Source organism: Ruegeria sp. K3, assembly GCF_056531845.1.
The window spans coordinates 211,108-231,090 of sequence record NZ_JBQFMM010000006.1; the positions used below are offsets into that span (position 1 = coordinate 211,108).

Consider the following 19,983-nt stretch of genomic DNA (forward strand, 5'->3'; position numbering starts at 1 on the left):
TCAGCAATCGCTTTCAGAGACGCAAATGTGGGCACGCGAACGCAGAAGCGAAGACCTAGGGTGTTTTCTAGACCGTGAATAGCTCAATCTCCGAGGGACTGGACTTGCAAAGGTCCAGAAAACCTACCCTATTAACCGCAATCAGCCGCCGCTCAGTCGTAAGCTGCCGTCACGATCATTTCGACCTTCAATACATCACGGGCGAGCTTGGATTCTCCGCAGGCGCGGGCGGGCGCGTGGCCTTCGGGCACCCAAGCGTCCCAAACGGCATTCATCTCGGCAAAGTCTGCCATATCCGCCAACCAGATTTCGCATTTTAGGATGCGGGTCTTGTCGCTGCCTGCCTTTTGCAAAAGATCCTCAACCTTGGCCAGAATGTCCTGCGTCTGATCTGCCACGGTCGGCGCGTCCGAAGTCTGACCGCACAGGTAGGCAACGCCGTTGTGTTTGACGATCCGGCTCATGCGCTGACCGGTTTCGATGCGGGTGATTGTCATAACTTGTACTTTCTCATTGTTGAATTTAGCAGTGATTTGAGCTGCCCACGGCACAAGCGTTGAAATGCCAATGGGAGCCATAGATCAGAAGCCGGCATTCCGAGGCCGAGTTTCCTTCAAGTCAGATTGTCCGCCAGTTCATTTTGATATCCAAAAAGGGCCGGCAGCCCGCCGGTGTGCAGCAGAATGACCTTCTGACCCGGTTTAATCTTCTGGCTTTCAACCAGATGCATCAAACCGGCGAATGTCTTGGCGGAATAAACCGGGTCGAGGAAAACCCCTTCGGTCCGTGCCATTTTTTCCAGTGCGGCAAGCGTTCTTGCGTTCACTTTGCCGTAACCTGGCGGCAATGCATCGTCATAGACATCGATCCGCGCCTGCAATAGAGCGGCATCAACATCCAGCAAGTTTGCAAGTTTCTGTAGAACGATCATCATGCGGGCGTGTTGCTTCTCGCGATCTCTGCGCACGCATATTCCAAATACCGGGGCCGTGCTGCCTTCCAGTGCTAGACCGGTTAGCAAACCGCCATGCGTAGCACCACTGCCTGACGGCACAACCACCGCATCGAAATTTGGCATCTGGGCGCACAATTCCTGTCCGCCAACGACATAGCCCAACGCCCCCAGAGGTGGATGATTCAAGCCCAGATGAATGACGTATGGCGTGCGGCCTTGGGCCTTCAATTCGTCAGCACGCGCGTGCAATGCCGCGTCGGCCCCAGCTTCGTCTTCGCCCTCGGGATAGCTCATATGCTCGGCACCCAGAATCTGTGCCAAAAATACGTTCCCGGACCTGTAATACTCTTCGTCCATATCTGGGACACGCTCTTCTAATTGAAGCACGGATTGCATGCCCAGCTTAGCGGCCGCCGCAGCTGCAGATCGGACAAAATTGGACTGAACAGCACCGGTGATTAGAATGGTATCGGCACCTTGTTGCTGTGCATCGCCGAGGTAGAATTCGAGCTGCCGTGTTTTATTGCCGCCAAACACAAGCTCCGTCAGATCATCGCGCTTGAGCCAGAGATCGATCCCCAATTCCGCTGACAACCTGTCCAAACGTTCCAGAGGTGTCGGGCCCGACATAAGCCGGGCGCGAGGAAATCTCTCCAGATTGTCGTTTCGTTGCATCGTGCACCTCCCGGGATTATGCAATCATATAGGCGCGCTGGAACAGGACACAGCAGGCGATGAAAGAAACCACGCGGATCGCGGCTATGACGACCGACTGCGGCAAGTAAGAGCCCCCTGCCCGTCCAAGCAGGCTGCCTACCAGCGTGATTGTGACAAAGCCGAGCAGTTGCGGCTCGTATGTGATGGCCTGCGTTTCGGACAGGCTGTGCAACACGAATGCAATGCCGTAAGCCACCAGCGCGATGGGTTGCACCAGCTTGGCCACCTCTTTGGCTGAACGGCCCTTTGCGATCAAACCAAACACCATAAGTGGGCCCGGTGTTGCCGCCCAGACGGTTGCAAGCCCGGACAGCCCTGTAATGGCTGAAAACCCAAAACGCCCGATTGTACCGCGCAAGGGAAGCAGGGTGGTGATCAAGCCGATCAACAACAAGCAGGCCGTCAAGGCCAGAACAAACGCCTCGTTCAACAACGGATAAACAGTAAGACCGGCAACTACACCGACACAACATGCGATGATAGCATTAAGAATGAGTGGCTTGTTGTTCTTCAGTACATGACGGTCCGTCGCGACTACCGACACAAGGGTATTCAGCAACAGCAATATGGGAACTGCCGTCGAGGTGCCGAGCAGGATCATCATCGGGGGACCCGCGATGATACTGAAACCGATGCCCACGCCAACCTGCAGCATTGCCCCGAGGCAAATGGCGGCCATCAAAATGGACAGATCAATGGTCACATAGCACTCCTGCAGCTTTGGCATTGTTGCAAGACCTCAGATATCCTGAGGTTACGGCCATGGTCCATGTCATTCCTTCATTCGAATTGATTGGCACGCACTAACGCTGCCGGGGCATCAATCCAGAGTATAGCTCGCGGGCCGCTACGGAATGTGCCATTTGCGCAAGTGTCGTCAGATCATACACGGGAAGGCACAGTTCTTCCTGAAGGCGCGATGCGTAGGGCGGCAGGTCTGTACACTCCAAAACCAGTGAGCGGATATCAGGGGCCTCAAGCATCAGGCTACGGGCTGCGTTCAGGACCTCGGCCTCGATCAGGTCTGTGTCCATACGGGTGCGGGTATTCCGCAAGATCACTTCTGCAAATTCACTAGTGTCCTCCAGTCCCTTCACCGCCACCGGAACACCGGCGGCACCGACGCCTTCAAAATGCCGGGCAGTCAAAGCAGAAGCGTCTGCAGTCAAAACACCCACCGGAGCGTTCGCGCCGGTCATGTGATAAGCCAGCGGCACCTGGATCAGGCTGGAAGCAAACACCGGAACTGAAACCGCTGCAGCCAGTTCTTTTTGAAACAGCGCAAGAAAGCCACAGCTGCCGGTAATGGCGCGCACGCCTTCGGCCTCAAGCCGTTTGGCACCTTCGATGAAGGGTTCAAGCAATTCCGGCGTAGGGTTGTTCAGAAGTGTCGGGACAGTCACCCCGTCGATCATTTCATACAGAACCGGAAATGGCAGGCTGGACGGGTTCTTGATATGGCCCGGTGGCTTTGGGAAATAGCTTTCAAGGCAAAGCACACCGATTGAGGCCCCGCAGATATTCTGGCCGCCTTGATAAATTGGCATTGTCATCAGGTCCTTTTTTGATTTGAAAGTTCAAAACCGGGTTGGTGTATACGGTGCTAGATCGATATTCGGGATGCGATCCGAGACGATATCCGCCACTAGCTCGCCGGTTTTCGGGGCCATCATCAGCCCGTAATGAGAATGCCCGAACGCTGCATAGAGTCCCTCTTGGTCTTTTACTTGCCCGATTGCGGGCAAGCTGTCCGGGAATGACGGGCGCCGACCCATCCAAAACCGCGCCTCACCTGTATCAAGCTCGGGCATCATGGCCTTGGCCTGTTGGGACAGGATTTGCTTCTTCCGTGGGTCAGCGGGTGCATCGGCGCTGCCGAATTCAGCCGTACCGGCGACCCTAAGCCCCCCAAGCATCGAACTTGCGACCACCTTTGCATCCACATCCATGACCGAGTTGTTCAGTTCGACCGCAGGGGTTGGGAATTCGACATGATAGCCCCTTTCGGCCACGAGAGGCATAGGCAATCCCAATGGTTTCAACAGGTCGGCAGACCATACGCCTGCCGCAAGAACAACATGGCTGGCGGTTAGCGTATCCTGCGCAGTTGCAATCTGCCAACCACCCTCTTCCGCGGGGGTAAGCTTGGTGACTTCGGTTTGCACAATTTCAGCACCTTGCACTTGCGCCTTTTCGGCCAAAACCGCTCCCACACGTCCCGGAGCGGTTACACGCGCTTGCCCTTTGATCACAATCGCACCTTTGAACGCTTCGGACATAGCGGGCTCCAATCGGCGCAGTTCGTCACCGTCGACGCGTTCCAGATCGCCGCCTTTTTCGCGGCGGATAAGATATCCAAGCCCGTCCAGATCAGCCTGTTCTGGTCGGCGAAAGGCGTGGATGTAATAGCTATCGGTGATCAGGTTCTCGTGCCCGGTACCATGTAAATGACGCCGGTACAGATCGACGGAGGGGCGACAAAGAACCTCCATCGCGTCCGAGACTTCGCGAACAGTTTTTTCTCCTGAGTTTCCGAGAAATCGCAACCCCCAAGGAATCATTTTGGGCCAGAAGCTGGGCCTGACTGACAGCGCGCTCTTAGGGTCTAGCAGCATTTTGGGCAGCATTTTCCAGATACCGGGCATTGCTTGCGGAATGATCGACCAAGGCGAAACCACACCAGCATTCCCGAACGAGGTTTCCTGACCCGGCTCACCTCGATCGATCAGCCGAACCTGAATGCCCCGTTCCTGCAGCGACAAAGCGCAACAGATGCCGACGATTCCTGCGCCGATGATGGTCACTTGTTCTGTCATCAGTTCAGGCCGGAGATTGACTGCGGTTGCGCGCGATCAATTGGGTGACGATGACAGGCGAGGCAACGGCCAGCGCGATCAGGTCCGCCGTCAGGCTGGGCGCGACAAAGATAATCCCCGCAAGGGCCATCAGAATCCGCGCCGCAACATTCATCGGTTTCAGCCAGTAGCCCACAACCGCAGCCGACAGGGCGATAACCCCGGCGATACAGCTGGCGGCGGTGTAAGTGAACTCCCAGAAATTGAAGCCGGTTGAGGATACGAACAGCAGAACTGGCGCATATACGAAAGCCATCGGCGCAATCACCTTGCCCAATCCAAGAGTGAATGCCGACAGGCCAGTGCGGAACGGATTCGAGTTGGCAATTGCAGCAGCCGCGTAGGCCGACGTACAGACCGGTGGTGTGATTTCTGACACCACGCCGTAATAGAGCACGAACAGGTGGCTGGCGATGGGAGGAACGCCGAGCTGCGCCAAAGCAGGCTGTGCGACCGATACCAGCATGATGTACAACGCTGTGGTCGGGATACCCGCGCCCATCAGGATACAGACGATGGCTATGAAGACCAGTGAGATGAATAGCTGCAGGTCTTCCATGGCAAACAGCTGGAAGCTGCCGAACGAGATCATGTTGTAAATATCTGAAGCCAGATTGCCCGCGCCCTGTGTCACCATGAAGCCAATGCGAAAGCCGATACCAGTGGTGTTGATCACTCCGACCACGATGCCAACCGCAGCCGCTGCGGCACCAACGGCCAGCGAGTACTTCACGCCCAGTTCGACCGCCTGCAGCATCTCGGGCACTTCAATCCGTTTCTGTGGATTCAGCGTGGCAATAACCGACAGGCCACAAAGGATTGCGGTCATCGTCAGGTCGAACCCGCCATCCGAGAATTTCCAAAGCACAAAAGCCAGGAAAGCCGCGGCATAGACCAGCGTTGGCGGCTGTTTGATCCGCGACATGCCCGCGATGACCGCCAGAGAAATACCGCAAAAAGCGGACATGAATGGCGTGTAGCCCGTAAACAGCACCACCAGCAGGCCGATCAGTGGCACGATATTGGCCCAGCCTTCCGCCCAAACGGCTTTGAGTTGCGGCAGCTGCTCTTTCGCCAGACCTTTCAGGTTCAGCTTGCGTGCCATCAGGTGCACCACAGCGAAGACGCCGACATAGTGCAGTATTGCTGGGAAGATCGCCGCGATCACAATGGTGGTGTAGGGGACCTCAAGGAACTCGGCCATGATGAAGGCTGCAGCGCCCATGATCGGCGGAGTGATTTGGCCACCAGCAGAAGACGCAGCCTCAACCCCGCCCGCAAAATGGCCAGGGTATCCGAGGCGCTTCATATTGGGGATAGTCAATGCTCCGGTCGATACGGTGTTGGCCACCGATGAGCCCGAGATCGTGCCAAAGAAAGCTGAGGACACCACTGATACCTTTGCCGGACCGCCAGTATAACGGCCCGCAAGTATAGTCGCGTTGTCGATGAACAGCTGCCCCAGACCGGTGCGTTGCGCGATGACGCCGAACAAAACAAAGTGAAAGACGATAGTCGAAACCACCCAGAGCGTGACGCCGTAGATACCTTCCTGCGGAAAATACATCGACGATACGAAGGTTTTGAAATTCACGCCGGGATGCTGCAGCAGTCCGGGGAAGTACGGCCCCAGCAGGGCGTATGAGATGAAAACACAGATGATAAGGGGCAGCACCCAGCCCAGCGTGCGCCGCGCAATGTCCAGCACCAAAAGGATGATGACGACACCCAGAAATACATCATAGTTGTTGGGGTTGCCCATCCGGAACGTCTGTTCCTCGATCCCAAGGAACGGAATGCCGCGCCAGGCTACGCCAACATAGAGCGCGGCAACGATGCCAAGCGCCATGAAAACCAGATCATAGAGCGGGATGTTACCGATGCGGAACCGGCTGACCTTAAGGGCATAAAGGCTCTTTGCCCCAACAATCGGGATTGTGGCATAGACCAGAATGAACAGCAGGGCGAGGTAGATGCCCATGTGCCAGTGGTCTGCGGGCAGGCCGAATCCGGCCGTGAAGAATTCGTAGAACGCTAAAATCAGGGCCACAACACGGAGAACTTTTCCAGCGGTGGGCGTCACCTGCCGGACGGCGGCACCTTCATCGAACTGTTCCTCGATGGCCGCTAGTTCCTCGGCTGTCAATTCGTGGTCATCAAGTTTCTGGGTCTCGGACATGATGGCCTCCCGATTTCGCATAGTTCCAGTGTGCGGTGCCCCACATAGGGGCACCGACGATACAGTTCAGTCTGTTACGTTTACTGAAGAAGTCCGGCTTCTTTGTAGAACTTCTCGGCACCCGGATGCAGTGGAACACCCAGCGCCTCTACACCATCCAGCGCGGTATCGGGCGTGATCTGCTTACCCTTGGCATGGCCGTTGTCCAGTAGCTTGCGGGTGTTGTCGTTCCACAGGGCTTTGGTCAGCTGATAGACCAGATCTTCAGACAGATCCGAGGACACAACCAGCATAGCACTGACCGCAGGGGTCTTGGTTTCCGCGTCTATGCCTTCATAGACACCACCCGGAATGGCCGAAGGGATATAGGCCGGAATGATCTCGTTGATCTTGGCCAGATCTTCATCGCTGAACGAATGCAGGTTCATGCCTTTGGTCGACGACAGTTGTACCATCGCGGCAACTGGCCAGCCCGCAGCGTAGAAATAGGCGTCTAACTGACCGTCAGCCAAACGCTCGGCGCTTTGACTGTTGTTCAGTTCGGCTTCATCCATATTGTCGCGATTCACGCCCCAGGCGTCGAGCATCTGCAAAACTGCAACCTGCGTACCCGATCCGGCCTGTGCGATACCGACGCGTTTGCCTTCCAGATCGCCCAGGTCGTTGATCGTCTGACCGGCGGGCAGCACGAGATGCAGGTCCTCGGGGAACAGATTTGCTACGATGCGAAGGTTAGGATGAGGTTTACCCTCGAACTTGCCTTCGCCCAGATACATTGAACGGGTCACATCGGCTGCGGCCAGACCGGCCTCAAGCTCACCATTCTGCACTGCGGCATTGTTGAACACCGACGCTGTCGTGGATTGCGCGATTGCGATCAGGCCCGGGACGCCACATTGGCCACCTTCTTCGCACGGGCGAGATCCCGGAGGGGCAGAAATTCCGTTGGCGATGGTGCCGCCGATGGGGAAGTAGGTTCCGCCTGCGCCACCGGTCCCGATGCGGAAGAATGTTGGATCCTGCGCCAGCGCAGGGGCGGCAAGCGCGCCTGCTAAGGCCAGTCCGGTCAAACATTTCACGAATTTCATAATCATCTCCGTTGTTGGATCGCTGGATTCGGTTTTCCCGAATTCGATCTTCTCAGCGTAGAGACGATTCGCATAAATGCAAATTTTTTATACTTCACAAAACTAAGGTTTTATTTATACATTAACCATGAACCTTATTCAGCTCACAGTGTTTCGCGAAGTGATGGAGACCGGCTCTATCTCGCAAACTGCCAAGAAACTGAATCGCACTCAGCCGGCGATTAGCCTTGCGTTGAAAAACCTGGAAAAAACGCTGGGACTGACCCTGTTTGAACGCAAGGGAAGACGCCTGGTTCCGGTTCCTGAAGCGCACTACCTTCTGGCCGAAACCACAGGCATTCTGGACCGTCTCGCCACCATCTCCAGCACAATGGAAGGGTTGATCAAAGGGCATGCAGGCAGCCTGAACATCGCAACGATGCCCGGGCCGTCCGCCTTTTTGTTCCCGCGTTTCATCAGCCAGTCGGTCGGAGAAAACCCCGATATTCGCATCACTCTTTCCACCCGCAGTTCACCTCAGATCATGGAGCTTGCAGGGACCCAGAACATCGACTTCGGATTTGCTGATTTCGAACATTCAGCGGGCAAAGAACCGCAGTACTCTGCCGAACTAATCAAAGCAGATTGCTTCTGTGCCATTGACCGCACCCACCCACTTGCTTCGCGTAAGAGCCTGACACTGTCTGATCTGAACGATACGCCCATGGGCGGCTTGCATGCGTCACACCCATTCCAGCGCAAAATCCGGCAGGAATTCGAGGAGGTCGGTGCTGAGTACAATCCGACAGTGACCTGCCAGTATTTTCAGCCGCTCATCCCCTTCGTCAGCTCCGGGCAATGTTGCAGCATCGTTGATCCGCTGACCGTCGTGACCGAGCAAGGATTGAACCTGTCCGACGGAAAGGTCGCTTTTTTGCCATTCAAGAAACCGCTCAGATATGAATACGCGATCCTTGAACCCAACCACCGGCCGCCGTCTCAACTGGCTTTAAAGATCAAAGCTGGATGGAAAGCCGAGGTCTTAAAAATGTTGGAAGACGTGAAGGCGAACCCTCACACAGAATGGATTTTCCAGGCCGGGCGTGAGTAAAACTGATCGGCCCCAATGAGTTGATCTCTTGATCGCTCGAAGCGATTTACAGCGTCAAGTTGATTTGAGAAGATCGACGGCTGGTCGGAATTCACTGATTTAGAGTAACGCAGTTTTCGGTCGGCACCGATGACGCACCAACCATCGAATATTCATACGAATTGTTTCAAAGGAGCGTTTCAACCGTTTCAGATGGCTCAACAATTACCCCTTTTGGACACAATTTTGTCCCAAAATAAAATGTAATTGCACTCAATAGTTATCAATGTGGCATGATCATGATGCTTGTCGTCCAAATACCGGCGCTTAACGAGGAGGAAACCCTTGCCGAAGCGATCGCGGCAATTCCCCGATCGATTCCTGGCGTCAGTAAAGTTGAAGTACTGGTCATCGACGACGGCTCCACCGATCGGACCGTTGAAGTCGCCTGGAATGCCAAAGCTGATCACGTTCTGGAAATGAGCAGCCATGTCGGCCTCGCCCGTGCGTTCAGTGCCGGCATCGAGTATGCGCTTTCTTTGGGCGCCGATGTGATCGTCAACACCGATGCAGACAATCAGTATTGCGCAGACGACATTCCCGCCCTGATTGATCCGATACTGAAGCGTAAGGCACAAATCGTGGTCGGCGCTCGCCCGATCAGAGAGATCGAGGGCTTCTCGCCGTTGAAGAAAACCCTTCAGCGGCTGGGCAGTTGGGTCGTGCGACTGGCAAGCAAGTCAGAAATCCCTGATGCGCCCAGCGGATTTCGCGCCTATTCCCGAGATGCCGCTGCCCGACTCTGTGTTGTCAACACTTATACCTACACTCTGGAAACCATCATTCAGGCCGGACGCAAACATATCCCGATGACCTCGGTGCCTGTTCGGGTCAACAAGGTAACACGCCCGTCTCGTCTGTTCAGAGGTATCGGAGAGTATGTCACCCGCTCAGCAAGAACTATTCTGCGCGTTTTTGTGATCTATGCACCATTGAAGTTCTTCCTGACGCTTTCGGCAGTATTCGCCTTGCCTGGCTTAATCGGGGTTGGGCGATTTCTCTATTATTACGCGACAGACGGGGGGGCCGGGCATGTTCAGTCGCTGGTTCTGTCCGGTGTGCTGCTGGCAATGGCCACGATACTGTTCGCCGTTGGTATCCTGGCCGATCTTATCGCCACCAACCGTAGTCTGCTGGAAGACATCCGGGCCCGAGAGTTGCTGCGCGCGCCGATTAGACCTACTGAAGTAATTTCCCTCGACCCGGTCAGGGCGGTAGAGAATGGATAATCCGGCGCTAGGCGATCAGCGAAACGCCGGATTGGTAGGGGCTATCACTCTTGATCGAGTGGTACGTGCGAGCATTGTCGTTGTCTTCGTGTTTATGCTGGTGCTGGCGTATACTCACAATGTGAATTGGGACGAATTCTATTTCCTGTCACATGTCCATGCCTTCCTCGACGGTCGATTGGACCGTCCAATGCAGACCTTCTTCGTGCATGGTTTCACATGGCTCGATGCGCTGCCGGGTCATGAGATGGAACAGATATTTGCAGCCCGGCTTGTGATGGTTGCATGCGTCGGGCTGACCACAATTTCTGTGCACCGTATCGCCCTGTATTTTACCGAACAGCGATTTGCCGATATCGCTGCTCTGGGTTTCCTGACTTCAGGCTACGTTTTGGCCTATGGCGCCAGTTTCCGTGCCGATCCCATTGCTGCGGCGTTACTGACTTCTTCGATTGCAATCTTGCTGACCACGCGCCTGTCTGTCTGGCAAACACTGGCGGCAGCGCTTCTGAGCGCTCTGGCCGTACTGGTTACGATCAAATCGGCACTCTATCTGCCCGCATTTCTGGCCGTGCTGATATGGAGGATCGAAGATCGAATAGCGGTACGGCACATCATTATCACGGGTATCTTGGCGGCTGGCATTTGCGTGTCATTCTACCTCTGGCATGCGTCTGGCCTTCGCGTCGCCGAATGCAACCAGACGGCAAACAATGCAAAGGACGCGCTGAATACGACGCTGTTGAAAAGCGGCATATTCCCACGATCAACTGAATTCATTAGTTGGGCTATGCTCAGCCTCCCACAGATCATTCTTGTGGGGATCGGACTGTGTGCCGGTCGGAATGCTCGGCGGGTTCTGCTGATTGCGCTCTTTGCTGCACCGCTCCTCTCGGTGGTGATCTATCGCAATGCCTTTGTCTATTTTTACCCCTTCGCTACCCCACTCCTGATGGCAGCCGTCGCGATCGGAGCACAGAGGCTTGGATCATCACGACGCTCGGCACAACTGGTGATGGTGATGCTTGCGGGGCTTTTTGTCCAGGCAGCCCTAGCACTGCAAGATCGTGCAGGAAACCAACGCGCCACTATTGCGGAAATTCATCGCCTTTTCCCAGATCAGGTCGCCTATATTGATGACAGCCACATGATCGCAAGTTTCCCGAATCCTGGTTTCTTCATGTCAGGCTGGGGCGTTGCACGCTATCAGGCGGCGGGCCAGCCCGTATTTGCCAAAATCATCGCAGAACAGCAGCCGCCTCTACTTATCACCAACAAAACTGCTCTGACGCTGACGATGGACCCAAGTTCGGCCAATGGAACCGAGCCTGTGCTGCTGCCTGAGGACCACAAGATATTACGCGAGTCATATGTGCACTATTCGGGATCGATCTGGCTTGCCGGAGGATCAGTGACGCTGACCGGCGAACCGGTTGAATTGGCACTTCCGTTCCCCGGGAGGTATCGGGTCGAAACCAGCCAGCCAGTACAGATTGACACAAGTGCCGTCGCATCTGGAGACATTCTCAGCATTGGGGCAGAAGCAGTAACAATCAACGGACCGAAAGGTGTTGCTGTCAGGCTGATCTGGGATACTGGTGTGGCGCCGGTCGCACCAGAAAGCTTGGATCGAGAGGTTTATACCGGCTTCCGGGTGCTTTCGCTATGAATACCGATATGCCTCTTTCCCCTCCGGTGGTCAGCACCACTCCGATACCATCTGAGCCCGGCAACAAGCGGGTGATTTTTTGGGGAACATATGATCTTAGCAAACCCCGTACTCGAATTCTCCGAACTGGATTGCAAGAGCTCGGCGTAGAAGTAATTGAAATCCACGCAGAGATTTGGCCCAAACACGCGGATAAAAGCCAGTTGAACATGGCTGTGATGATCCGAGTGTTGTTCAGCGCGCTCTTGGCCTATCCGCTTCTGATCCTGCATTATTTGCGTGCGCCTCGTCATGATGCAGTGATGGTTCCCTATCTTGGCGCGCTCGATACATTGGTGTTGTGGCCCTTTGCCCTGCTACGTCGGCGGCAGATCACCTGGGACATGTTCCTTTCGCTTTACGACACTGTCGTTAACGATCGAAGTATGGTTGGGGCCAAGTCACTGCCGGGCCGGATGCTTTGGGTCACTGAATGGCTGGCCTGTCGGGCAGCGCATCATGTCTTGCTCGATACAAAGGCGCATGCCGAGCATATTGCACGGATCTTCAATTTGCCTGAATCCAGGATTGGAGCAGTGCCGGTGGGAGCTGAGCCGGGATCCTTCCAGCGTCTGCCTCCTCCTGCGCGCCACGACGGTCCCACTAGAGTGTTGTTTTATGGACAGCTCATCCCGCTGCATGGGCTTAAAACGATATTGACGGCAGCTACCTCGGATCAAGGTCGCGATATCAATTGGCACCTGATTGGCACCGGGCAAGAGTGCCTATTGCTCGAGACAGCTCTGGTGGATGCGGAGCATAATCATATCTCCTGGCAGAAGTGGGTTCCCTATGAGGAACTGACCGAGGCAATTTCAAATGCCGACATCTGCCTCGGCATTTTTGGCGCCTCTGGCAAGGCTGCGTCAGTAGTGCCGAACAAGGTTTATCAGGCGCTGTTGTCAGGGCGTTCAGTGATCACCCGGAGCTCACCTGCCATGATCGAAACATTCGGCACCGAAGCTCTCGGGGTGAAGCTTATCCCTCATTCAAATCCCGAAGCGCTGCTGGATGCCATCGCTGAATTGAGGCACGAGGGCTATCCGGTAATGCCTGAAGACAAACTGAAAATGGCCCAGCCCCAGGAGATCGCGCGGACTCTTTGCGGATACCTGTTTCGCTGTGCACCTCAAGCCGGATAAAACTGTGGTCGACATGAAAGAATCCCGCCGCAATACTAAGACCCATTACGGTACCGTAATCAGGCATAGGCATTTCGGCCTGGCTATTCCGGCTCTTCAATGGGTGCCGGCCCCGCGTTACTTAATGCGGAGAAATGTTATTCTTGGACTGGCCCAAAGGCTGATGCCCGGACGACTTCTAGAAATCGGATGTGGGGCTGGTGCATTGCTAGACGACTTGGCGGGAATGGGGTTTTCATCGGTTGGTGTGGATAAGTCTACTTCGGCCCGACGTATTGCCACGGCAATTTTGGATGGAACCAGAGAAGTAGAGATTCGCGAAACTTGTCAGGGGCTAGCGCTGGAAAGCTTTGATCATCTAGTCGCTTTCGAAGTACTGGAACATATTGAGGACGACTCAGCGGCGCTTATCGAATGGGCACGCTATTTGAAACAAGACGGTCATTTGATGGTTTCTGTCCCAGCACATCCCGAACGCTGGAACCCAGCCGATGTCTGGGCAGGTCATTACCGGCGATACCGGCGGAAGGATCTTGTTGACTTGGTTGAAATGGCTGGCTTCAAGATTGAGCTAGTCCAGTGCTACGGCTTTCCTCTGGCAAATATTATGGAACGGCTGATTGCTCGGGTCTATGCCAAACAGACCCAGAAACGCGGCGAAAAGATGAACCAAGACGACCGCACTAGCGCTAGCGGTTCGGATCGCAACCTACTGACGCTTATCTGGCCTTTCTACAGCTCGTTGCTCGGAACGCTGACAATGCGGCTAGTCTGGAAAGTTCAAAAGGTGTTCCTTAACGGTGATCGTGGCATTGGATACATCATCGTCGCGCGTAAGTACTAAACATGGCTACCGCCCTGCGCTATATCGGCACCGCTGCTGCCCTGATCTTCATCGGAATCATTCTGGTTCGACACGCAGGAGACATTGCAGTGCTCGACCTCGGGTCAGGCCGCGCCCGTTATGCACTGCTAGGTGGGTTTACCCTTTATGTGCTGTCGCAGCTCGTAGGTGCTGTGGCTTGGGGGGTGACGCTAAACATCTATGACGTTGCCCTACCGCGCACACGCGCTGAAAGTCAGTTAATGGTATCGCAGATCGGGAAATACATCCCCGGCAATGTTGCCCACCTTTTGGGACGTTTCGCCCTCGCACGGAGTGATGGAGTGCCATCCGCAATTATTGCGTCATCTCTTTTGCTCGAGATCGGTTTTCTGCTCGCCAGCGGTGCTCTGGTCGTCGGAATTGTGCTCCTGACCATGCCCGATCTTGTCGCCGCAGTAATTGCAGACCTTCCAGGATCCTGGCTCGATGGACAGATGACAATCATCTTCTTCGGAATTCTGGCCTGCATCATGATTGGCCAGATTGTAATCTGGCGCAAAGCGGGAAAACCGAAACTTAAATCTTCAAAATGCTTGATCCTGTTGTTTCTGCATAGCTTCAACTTTTTGATGCTGGGTTTGTCACTTTGGTGTGTCGCACGGGCGATCTACCCTCAGGGTGGTGCCGGTATATTGCAATGCATCGCAATCTTTTCGACAGCCTGGGTCATCGGTTTTCTGATGCCGGGCGCACCCGGTGGTATCGGTATTCGAGACGGAATTATAGCTATCGGACTTGGCCTTTTCACTGATCAGGGAGTCGGTCTAAGCGCTGCGATCGCGCATCGCGCGATCTCGGTTCTGGGGGATGTAGCTGTGTTTGGGCTTGGCCTAACCCTGCGCCGATATCTAAGCAGTAGTGAGCACGAAGCTGTATAAGTTTCAAAATTTGGATCAGGTCAGCCAGACAATTTGCAGCGGAGTCTATCGTATCTGAAGGTCGCCATGCGCTGTCTCAGGCGCTAGGGTGCCGTCTTCTATTCGTTTCCAAACGTAGTGCGACTTCTGGTGCGTACTACATTCCTTGAGCGCACCCAGCATCGCCCAAAGCCAGGGTTGAGGTCGTTCAAGTTTGACCCAAACCTATCGTGAGTTTTGAGCAGGCAACCGATCAATGTGCTTTTTCACAACATCGTTCGAGAGGGTCGCGTTCAGTCGCCACTCACCTAACGGGATGACCGGCTTGTTTGCGGCCTGTGCATCAGGTTCAAAAGTAACAACAATGGTTTCACGCTTGTCACTTTCATCAAGATCAAGCTGGATCATGAGCCGTGTAACGCCTGAATTCGGATTCTGCATCGCACATTCAGAATTGAATGCCGTTTCGCAAGGATTGGCTGAAAGTTGAGAGAAGGTGGCGTTTGGCGGCGACAGAATGCGCGCGGTTAGTTCTTTCCCATCCTGACGCAATGTGGCCTTGGAGCCATCGACTGTTAACTGCGCTTCGGTATGCATTGCCCACGCCACCCGCCCCCGTTGATCAGAGCTAATTTCATCCTGAACCAACACTGTCGTTCCGTCGACAAGAGCTATTCCTCGTCTGACCGTTCCCTTGGGCTTTCCATAGGCGTCTGAAAGATCGGCGATTGCAAAATCGAAACCCGGAAACTGCGCCAACTCCTCAACATAGGCCCGCCCCGTTTCGATTTGATTTGCCATGTCAAAGGTCAGTGTATTCTGCCCGATCGTGGCCGTTCGATAATAGTCAAAACGTTTGTCAGTAAAGTAGCCGGGCAATTGGTAATTTCCGAGCCCAAGATCCACCCCCCAACGTACACCGTCGGCTTCAAGCACAAAGGTGCCCGCATCAAGGTCATTGTGATGGCTGCTAAGCGGGCCAGCCTTGAGGCCGATATAGCTGGCCTTAGGGTCATTCCAACCAGACCGCATGGTTACGATCCCAAGCCCTCCAGACCAATAGGATGTTGATCGGGCAGTGATTGGTTCACTATTGCGACGCTGCTGCCAGATCAGCTCGAATGCTGGATGGGAAGACCGCATTTTGCTATTTATCTTAGTGCCGTAGCCCGGATGATTGAACCGCGACGCCAACCAGGTCAATACAACAAGGTCAGTGCTTGTATCGCTGTCTCCAAAGTTAAACAGCATGCCAGTTGGCCCAGATGCATGGATCAGGAACTCACCAAAATTCTCCAACCCTACCATTTTAGAGAGATCAAAATCATGCCCGAGGACGGAAACAAGCGCATCAAACGCCACCGCCGCGTCCCGGGCGGACAAAGCCCCGTACATCGGTCCTTCTGGCCAAGCCCCATCCGGAGCGAACATTGCCAACCCATTTCTAAGTGAAACCTGCGCTTGCTCAATAATATGATCAGCCAGTTCCGGTTCTGTTTCTGACACAACCAGAGCAGCGACGATCATTCCCGCATTACAAACGATGTTCCAGTTGAAGGATGCAACGGGCCAGGCGATATCCGCAGTAGCCGTCCCATCAGGAAGCGACGCGGGAACAGATACTGGATTCACCCAGCGTTGGGGGGCGACCCAACCCTTGTCATAATAAAGCGTATCCAGATCGTAGATTTTTGCGGCTTCTTTCAACCCCTTCTCCACAAGTGCCGATCGAATAGTCTGATGATCCTCTTCGGCCAGATTGTCACTAATCCAACTGTATCCGAGCGACACCGCCAAAGTGACACGGCTTAATCCCAGAAAGTGTGCGGGCTGCCATGTTTCCAGTTCCGAAAACTGCAAGAGCTCGGTTCTGGCGCGATCAACATATCGACTGTCACCGGTCAATCGCCAAGCCAAAGCCAATGTGGTGAGGCGTTCGACCGGACGTTGTCCAAATCCACGAAAAGCTTCGTGAAGCTGACCATCTCCATTCCGAACTGCCTCAACAATAGTAGGCGACTGCAAATGCGCTTCTGCACTGTCAATCAATGCCTGATAGTCAGCCGCGAATACCTGATCGGCTGCGCGCTCTGTTTCTATGCGCTGCACGATCTCATCCGTTAGAACGACTTGCGGCACTGAGTTTTGGGACAAAGCGCTTGTAGCGCAAAAACAAGCGAAGGACAAAACGAACAAAAAGAGGGCTTTAATCGGATTCACACTTCTAACGGTTGCGATCATGGGTTTCTTCCGCACTGGAAACGCCTGCAACCCGACTCTGCAGCGGTGGCCAAATTCTGTCAAAGACATCCGATTAGTTTAGCTTAGCAAATTGATATGCTAAACGCCCCGCCCGGCAGCCTATTGGAGTAATGTTTAAGTAGAGCCGAAAGGACAAACGTAAAAAAGCCAGCCACGAGAACCTAGCGCAAGCGATCCGAGCATTAATATTATGGTCGCATGGCTTGATCACGGAACCGAACCGGAAACGAGGCCAGTGCCCATCGATTTTCATGTGTTTGTTTTCGTTCCCGGCCTAGCGCAGACCGGGAACCACTTATTGGAGTGCTTCAGGCGATGGACATGCCGAGCGCTTCAAGTTGGTCTGTCAGGGCGCTTTCTGCTTCGGCAACACTGTTCCAGTCATCAGCCGTCAGGTTACCAAGATCCAGATCCTCGGCCTGAACATCCTGAAGTGTAACGGTATGGCCGCCATTTCCGACAACTTCAAAGATAAGATCGCCATCAATTTCGGTGACCGACACATCGCTTTCGCTCAAAGCGTTGAAATCGATGATATCTTCATCGGCATTAAAACCGATAATCTGGGTCTTTACCCCCCAGTCCCAGGTAAGCTCTGCCACATCCGCTTCAGCGCCGAAGGTCACAACTCCTGGTGTTTGGCTGTTTCCGGGTTCGTTGGTTCCACTACCGATATCTGGTTGGGTCGATCCCCCTGTCAGATCTCCGACCCGTGTCTGATAACCGTCTGTCGTCGCCCCGACAGGAGCCTGTGGGGTCAGCAGTATGGTGCGAGCAACCAACGTCACATCGTTCTGGTCAAAGCCAAATGGTACCTCGAGATTGTCTTCCATCACCTGATCAAAATGGAATTCGACCAGACCCGGGATCAGGTCAGCCTTGGTCACGCCGGTCAGCGTGATGCTTTGTCCGGTCGGCAAGGATGAGATCACCAGACCATCGCTACTGTCCTCGACGCTAAGTCGCTCGCGGGTTCCGAAATACAGGAAGCTGATCTTCATCGTTGAAGGATCAAAGCCGTCAATAACTTCGTGCACGCCATATTCGTGGCTGCGAACATAGACTGTGTCAGCATCGCGAGGTCCTACGCCCTGCTCCCAACTAAGAACGCCGCCCATATCCTGACGGAGGTGTTCGTTGCCGACCACACCAAAGCTGTCGATGGTCACGTCCTGGAAGGTGACACCTTGCACGATTTGCGCCGCGTCCGACCATGGGCTGTCGATAACAATCTCGCCGGCCTTGGATTTGGTGACGATCATGCCGTGAACCGACGTACCGCCAAAGTCCAACTCGTCCACACCGGGGCGGAATCCGGTTATGTCGTCAGCGTTGCTATCGGCCCGGTATTTCACCCCGCCCGTGTCTGTATTGCCGGTGATCGCGGGCGGGTTTGACCCGTCTGCATCATAACTGAGGTCATAGCCCTCTCCTTCTCCCGGCGAGACGATAACTTGCCCCAAAGCAGTGGACACTTCGTTCAACACCGTCTGATCCGTGATAGAGAAATTGCTAAGCGAAAGATCGGACAGGCCAAAGCCAGTGAATACGATCTGCTTGGTTACATTGCCCGAGGTCAGCTCAATTCTAACGGTCTGCCCCAGAGCGTCCCCACTCTCTTCGAAAATCGAGAAGTTATCAGCCCCAATGTCCGGTCCGATTTCAATGACATCTCCCATCGCGGGCAGGAAGCCTTCGACCGTCTGTGCCTCGCTGGCAAGGCCCAGCATGACGTGCATATGTTGGTGGCTATGGCCACCGCCACCACCGTCTCCGCCACCATCGCCACCGCTGGTCGGCATTGAGCCATCAGTGCCTATCAGCCCAACCACTTCAGCTGCGGCGGTATTGTCCAGAATAGTGAAGTTTGCCGGGCTCAGCTCAGCAAGTGTCACACCGCTGAGGGTCGTGGCCTGGTTATTGGACGGGATCGAGAACACAACCGCGCCATCAACCTCGGCAACCTCCAACGCGTCTGCACCGACCCATGCGATGAAGATCGTATCGGTCGTAGGGTCGAAATCCGGGATCGTTGCATTCGTGCCCCAAGCCCAGTTAATCACCACATCCGCAGTATCTTCTGTGGTGTCAGCAGTCCCGTTGCCGGTCGGTTCCGTGGGTTCCGGATGTATGACCGGTGGGACAACGGGCGGCGACGTATTCCCGTTATCGGTGCCGCCATTTGTATCCGTGGGCAAGACACCGTCGGTGTATACCTTGATAGCGTCTTCGATACTCGGCGCGTCATAACCGCCGAATTGCGAGACATACCGCAGGATCGAAGTACCGTATTCATCGGTGGATACACTTCCACCCTGAAGCAGAGCCAACGTACCCCATGCCCCCCGCAGGTGCGCGGCGGCCATTATGCCAGTGAGACTGAGCGTGACAGAGACGGCCTGGCCATTTTCCAGATAAGTGCGTGTCGTGCCGAGATAGTCGGACAGGCTCTCTCCCTGATAGCCCAGCCCGGTTTCGATGACTTGAAGATTGTAGCCAAAAGCTTCTTGAATCGCGCGCTCCTGCGCTTCGGCGGTTGTGAACTCTGCCAGCGAATTCACCCCGTTCTTACCGGTCCACGTGCCATCCCAGGTGTTCGAAGCCGCGCCATTCCCATAATAGACATCATCGGTGTAATACCCGAGGTCAATTAACAGCGCCTCGCCGAACTGATATCCAACAAAACCAAGCGAGTTCATCGAGCGATAGGACATCGCGTCCCATTCATCACTGCTTAGATCAGACCAGCTGGAATAGCTTGGATAGAAGTCGTCAACGGCCCCTCCCGCCCATTGGTTCAGCTGCCAATCCTGAATGATTCCTGCGTCGTATCGATCTCGATCCCAACCAGATTCAAATGCACGCAAAGCGTCGCGAAATTCTTCATATGTTCCATTACTCATCTTGAAACAGACTCCCATCTTGTCGTTGTTTCAGCCCAAGTATTTCGGCTTTATTAGCCCGATGAATTCAGGC

At 54.6% G+C, this 19,983-nt stretch carries 15 protein-coding genes; 6 read left to right on the top strand and 9 right to left on the bottom strand.

What is annotated here, in order from left to right; all coding sequences use genetic code 11:
• Nucleotides 1-152 precede the first annotated feature (152 nt).
• From ACR0MP_RS13025 to ACR0MP_RS13055, 7 genes are all read right to left on the bottom strand, one after another.
• Nucleotides 153-497, bottom strand: coding sequence for a RidA family protein (locus ACR0MP_RS13025; protein ID WP_170394035.1), 345 nt, complete (start codon nt 495-497; stop codon nt 153-155).
• Between the two features lie 116 nt (nt 498-613).
• A complete protein-coding gene (locus ACR0MP_RS13030; RefSeq protein ID WP_170736147.1) occupies nt 614-1,630 on the bottom strand; it encodes a D-cysteine desulfhydrase family protein in 1,017 nt (338 codons plus the stop codon).
• A gap of 16 nt (nt 1,631-1,646) precedes the next feature.
• Nucleotides 1,647-2,375, bottom strand: a complete 729-nt coding sequence (locus tag ACR0MP_RS13035; RefSeq protein WP_170407127.1) for a TSUP family transporter — start codon at nt 2,373-2,375, stop codon at nt 1,647-1,649.
• 100 nt (nt 2,376-2,475) lie between these two features.
• Nucleotides 2,476-3,219, bottom strand: a complete 744-nt coding sequence (locus tag ACR0MP_RS13040) for an aspartate/glutamate racemase family protein (protein ID WP_170407124.1) — start codon at nt 3,217-3,219, stop codon at nt 2,476-2,478.
• A gap of 30 nt (nt 3,220-3,249) precedes the next feature.
• Nucleotides 3,250-4,488: an NAD(P)/FAD-dependent oxidoreductase gene (locus ACR0MP_RS13045; protein ID WP_170611509.1), complete on the bottom strand. Its 1,239-nt coding sequence runs from the start codon at nt 4,486-4,488 to the stop codon at nt 3,250-3,252.
• 4 nt (nt 4,489-4,492) lie between these two features.
• Nucleotides 4,493-6,706 (bottom strand): TRAP transporter fused permease subunit, encoded by a 2,214-nt coding sequence (locus tag ACR0MP_RS13050; protein ID WP_170407117.1) that lies wholly within the window; start codon nt 6,704-6,706, stop codon nt 4,493-4,495.
• Nucleotides 6,707-6,786: 80 nt separating this feature from the next.
• Nucleotides 6,787-7,794: a TAXI family TRAP transporter solute-binding subunit gene (locus tag ACR0MP_RS13055; protein WP_170394045.1), complete on the bottom strand. Its 1,008-nt coding sequence runs from the start codon at nt 7,792-7,794 to the stop codon at nt 6,787-6,789.
• Nucleotides 7,795-7,921: 127 nt separating this feature from the next.
• Here ACR0MP_RS13055 and ACR0MP_RS13060 point away from each other — a divergent pair, with 127 nt between their 5' ends.
• The 6 genes from ACR0MP_RS13060 to ACR0MP_RS13085 all read left to right on the top strand — a co-directional run bounded on the left by ACR0MP_RS13060 (nt 7,922) and on the right by ACR0MP_RS13085 (nt 14,766).
• Nucleotides 7,922-8,884: a LysR family transcriptional regulator gene (locus ACR0MP_RS13060; protein ID WP_170407114.1), complete on the top strand. Its 963-nt coding sequence runs from the start codon at nt 7,922-7,924 to the stop codon at nt 8,882-8,884.
• 278 nt (nt 8,885-9,162) lie between these two features.
• Nucleotides 9,163-10,152 carry a glycosyltransferase family 2 protein gene (locus tag ACR0MP_RS13065; protein ID WP_170395047.1) on the top strand — a complete coding sequence of 330 codons (990 nt, stop codon included), beginning with the start codon at nt 9,163-9,165 and terminating at the stop codon, nt 10,150-10,152.
• A complete protein-coding gene (locus tag ACR0MP_RS13070) occupies nt 10,145-11,821 on the top strand; it encodes a hypothetical protein (RefSeq protein WP_480886629.1) in 1,677 nt (558 codons plus the stop codon). The genes ACR0MP_RS13065 and ACR0MP_RS13070 overlap by 8 nt, the downstream gene beginning before the upstream one ends.
• Complete coding sequence (locus ACR0MP_RS13075; RefSeq protein ID WP_480893774.1) at nt 11,818-13,002, top strand: glycosyltransferase; 1,185 nt, start codon at nt 11,818-11,820, stop codon at nt 13,000-13,002. Before ACR0MP_RS13070 ends, ACR0MP_RS13075 begins: the two co-directional genes overlap by 4 nt.
• 13 nt (nt 13,003-13,015) lie before the next feature.
• On the top strand, nt 13,016-13,846 hold the full coding sequence (locus ACR0MP_RS13080; RefSeq protein WP_170736161.1) for a class I SAM-dependent methyltransferase: 831 nt from the start codon (nt 13,016-13,018) through the stop codon (nt 13,844-13,846).
• Nucleotides 13,847-13,848: 2 nt separating this feature from the next.
• The gene (locus ACR0MP_RS13085; protein WP_170736163.1) at nt 13,849-14,766 is read left to right on the top strand and encodes a lysylphosphatidylglycerol synthase domain-containing protein; all 918 of its coding nucleotides are present in this window, start codon (nt 13,849-13,851) and stop codon (nt 14,764-14,766) included.
• A gap of 204 nt (nt 14,767-14,970) precedes the next feature.
• Here the strand turns inward: ACR0MP_RS13085 and ACR0MP_RS13090 are convergent, their stop codons facing one another.
• Together ACR0MP_RS13090 and ACR0MP_RS13095 are read right to left on the bottom strand one after the other, a co-directional pair.
• Complete coding sequence (locus ACR0MP_RS13090; RefSeq protein ID WP_480893777.1) at nt 14,971-16,854, bottom strand: heparinase II/III domain-containing protein; 1,884 nt, start codon at nt 16,852-16,854, stop codon at nt 14,971-14,973.
• Nucleotides 16,855-17,315: 461 nt separating this feature from the next.
• A complete protein-coding gene (locus ACR0MP_RS13095; protein ID WP_170407096.1) occupies nt 17,316-19,910 on the bottom strand; it encodes a hypothetical protein in 2,595 nt (864 codons plus the stop codon).
• Nucleotides 19,911-19,983 lie beyond the last annotated feature (73 nt).

Excerpts from the sequence above, each read along its gene's own strand:
- ACR0MP_RS13085 (WP_170736163.1), top strand. The coding sequence starts at position 13,849 with ATGGCTACCGCCCTGCGCTATATCGGCACCGCTGCTGCCCTGATCTTC.
- ACR0MP_RS13075 (WP_480893774.1), top strand. The coding sequence starts at position 11,818 with ATGAATACCGATATGCCTCTTTCCCCTCCGGTGGTCAGCACCACTCCG.
- ACR0MP_RS13040 (WP_170407124.1), bottom strand. The coding sequence starts at position 3,219 with ATGCCAATTTATCAAGGCGGCCAGAATATCTGCGGGGCCTCAATCGGT.
- ACR0MP_RS13025 (WP_170394035.1), bottom strand. The coding sequence starts at position 497 with ATGACAATCACCCGCATCGAAACCGGTCAGCGCATGAGCCGGATCGTC.
- ACR0MP_RS13050 (WP_170407117.1), bottom strand. The coding sequence starts at position 6,706 with ATGTCCGAGACCCAGAAACTTGATGACCACGAATTGACAGCCGAGGAA.
- ACR0MP_RS13070 (WP_480886629.1), top strand. The coding sequence starts at position 10,145 with ATGGATAATCCGGCGCTAGGCGATCAGCGAAACGCCGGATTGGTAGGG.
- ACR0MP_RS13055 (WP_170394045.1), bottom strand. The coding sequence starts at position 7,794 with ATGAAATTCGTGAAATGTTTGACCGGACTGGCCTTAGCAGGCGCGCTT.
- ACR0MP_RS13045 (WP_170611509.1), bottom strand. The coding sequence starts at position 4,488 with ATGACAGAACAAGTGACCATCATCGGCGCAGGAATCGTCGGCATCTGT.
- ACR0MP_RS13095 (WP_170407096.1), bottom strand. The coding sequence starts at position 19,910 with ATGAGTAATGGAACATATGAAGAATTTCGCGACGCTTTGCGTGCATTT.
- ACR0MP_RS13065 (WP_170395047.1), top strand. The coding sequence starts at position 9,163 with ATGATGCTTGTCGTCCAAATACCGGCGCTTAACGAGGAGGAAACCCTT.
- ACR0MP_RS13030 (WP_170736147.1), bottom strand. The coding sequence starts at position 1,630 with ATGCAACGAAACGACAATCTGGAGAGATTTCCTCGCGCCCGGCTTATG.
- ACR0MP_RS13060 (WP_170407114.1), top strand. The coding sequence starts at position 7,922 with ATGAACCTTATTCAGCTCACAGTGTTTCGCGAAGTGATGGAGACCGGC.
- ACR0MP_RS13080 (WP_170736161.1), top strand. The coding sequence starts at position 13,016 with ATGAAAGAATCCCGCCGCAATACTAAGACCCATTACGGTACCGTAATC.